Below are 2,276 nucleotides of genomic sequence, written 5' to 3' on the forward strand. Positions count from 1 at the left end.
AAAGCACTGGTTGCGCGTCAGACCTCTGTTGCACAAGCGGTATATCAGCGTAAACAAGCGGCGGCCGATACCCATGCTGCCAAGAGCGCTGACAATGAAGCGGTAAACGAAACGGCCAATGAAACCTTGCAAGCTGCCAACTTTGATGTGGATTATGCCCAGAACAAAGCGGTACTGGCAGGCTTGGCGATAACACCTAAACTTGATAATAACATCGAAACATTCCGCTATTTACGCACCCCTGTTGAGCCAGTTAAGCGCGATAAACCACGCCGGGTATTCTTATTTATCCTGTGGGGCTTTATTGGTGCGATGACCGGTGCAGGTATTGTGATTGCTCGTCGTATTTCAGCCCAGTAAACCGGGTCTGGGGGCAATACCATTGCCCCCTACTTTTAGGTGCTGCTAGTCAAATAGCGCGACCAAACAACAAAATAAAGAGTATTGCTGTGAAAGTGTTGACCGTTTTCGGTACGCGTCCTGAAGCCATTAAAATGGCACCGCTCGTTCATGCTTTAGCCGAGCATCCTGCGTTTGAAGCGAAGGTGTGTGTCACCGCGCAACATCGTGAGATGCTCGATCAAGTCTTGAAGCTGTTTGAGATCACCCCTGATTTTGATCTGAATATCATGCGTCCAGGTCAAGGGCTAACCGAGATTACTTGCCGTATTCTTGAAGGCTTAAAACCGGTGCTTAATGAGTTTCAGCCTGATGTAGTGCTGGTTCACGGTGATACGACAACCACAATGGCAGCCAGTTTAGCGGCCTTTTACCACCAAATTCCGGTTGGACATGTTGAGGCGGGGCTACGAACGGGCAACCTTTACTCGCCGTGGCCAGAAGAGGGTAACCGTAAATTGACCGGTCATCTGGCACACTACCATTTTGCCCCGACTGAAACGTCACACCAAAATTTACGCCAAGAACATATTCCTGAACCACAGATATTTGTCACCGGAAATACGGTGATTGATGCGCTGTTTTGGGTGCGAGATAAGCTGCTCAATGATCCGGCGCTGCTGCACAGCGTTGAATCGCGCTATCCGTTTTTACGGGAAGATACCAAGATGATCTTGGTCACTGGCCACCGCCGAGAGAGTTTTGGTGGCGGGTTTGAGCGGATCTGTACTGCGCTGGCGCACATTGCCCGTCAGCATCCCGATGCACAGATTGTCTACCCGATGCACCTCAACCCGAACGTACGTGAACCGGTTAACCGTATTTTAAGCGGTATTGATAATGTCATTTTGATCGATCCGCAAGACTATCTGCCGTTTGTTTACCTGATGCACCGTGCTTACCTGATCCTGACCGACTCTGGCGGTATTCAGGAAGAGGCGCCGTCACTGGGGAAACCGGTCTTGGTATTGCGTGATACGACTGAACGCCCTGAAGCGGTCGCGGCCGGAACGGTCAGATTGGTCGGTACGCAAGTCGAGACCATTGTTGCTGAAGTTTCGCGTCTGCTTAGTGATAACGACGAATACCATCGCATGAGTCGTGCCCATAACCCGTATGGTGACGGGCATGCCTGCCAACGAATTCTTGATGCATTAATGAATAATCAGGTGACTCGCCATGAGCTTTGAAACCATTTCTGTGATAGGTCTGGGCTATATTGGCCTGCCGACAGCCGCAGCGTTTGCGTCTGCGAAGAAAAAAGTAATCGGTATTGATATTAACCAGCATGCGGTTGATACCATCAATCAGGGCAAAATCCACATTGTTGAGCCTGATTTAGACCGCGTGGTTAAAGAGGCCGTTGAAGGCCAATTTTTGCGCGCCAGTACTACGCCGGAAGCGGCTGATGCCTTTTTAATTGCCGTACCCACCCCATTTAAGGGGGATTACGAGCCGGATCTGGTGTACGTCGAAGCGGCAGCCAACTCGATTGCTCCGGTGCTGAAAAAAGGCGATCTGGTCATTTTAGAGTCCACCTCACCAGTTACTGCAACAGAACAAATGGCACAGTGGCTGATGGCTGCTCGTCCTGACTTGAGCTTCCCACCACAAGCGGGTGATGCGGCAGATATCAGCATTGCCTACTGCCCTGAGCGTGTATTGCCGGGCAAGGTGATGGTTGAGCTGATTCAAAATGATCGGGTCATTGGCGGAATGACGCCACGCTGTTCTGAGCGCGCAGCCAGCTTGTATAAGATCTTTGTACAAGGTGAGTGTGTAATTACTAACTCACGTACTGCCGAAATGTGCAAGCTGACCGAAAACAGCTTCCGTGATGTAAACATTGCCTTTGCCAATGAGCTGTCGGTTATCTG

At 50.5% G+C, this 2,276-nt stretch carries 2 protein-coding genes and 1 pseudogene; all 3 read left to right on the forward strand.

All coding sequences use genetic code 11. The annotated features are described in order from the left end of the window. A pseudogene (locus ACRC27_RS13395) lies at positions 1-360 on the forward strand (ECA polysaccharide chain length modulation protein); the annotation flags it as partial. A gap of 89 nt (positions 361-449) precedes the next feature. After that, complete coding sequence (wecB, locus tag ACRC27_RS13400; RefSeq protein WP_438622733.1) at positions 450-1,589, forward strand: non-hydrolyzing UDP-N-acetylglucosamine 2-epimerase; 1,140 nt, start codon at positions 450-452, stop codon at positions 1,587-1,589. Continuing rightward, the coding region (locus ACRC27_RS13405; RefSeq protein ID WP_438640112.1) for a nucleotide sugar dehydrogenase at positions 1,579-2,276 on the forward strand (698 nt) is incomplete at its 3' end. The genes wecB and ACRC27_RS13405, both read left to right, overlap by 11 nt.

This window comes from Plesiomonas sp. (genome assembly GCF_051650925.1).
In the GTDB taxonomy this organism is placed as follows: domain Bacteria; phylum Pseudomonadota; class Gammaproteobacteria; order Enterobacterales; family CAMTGL01; genus Plesiomonas.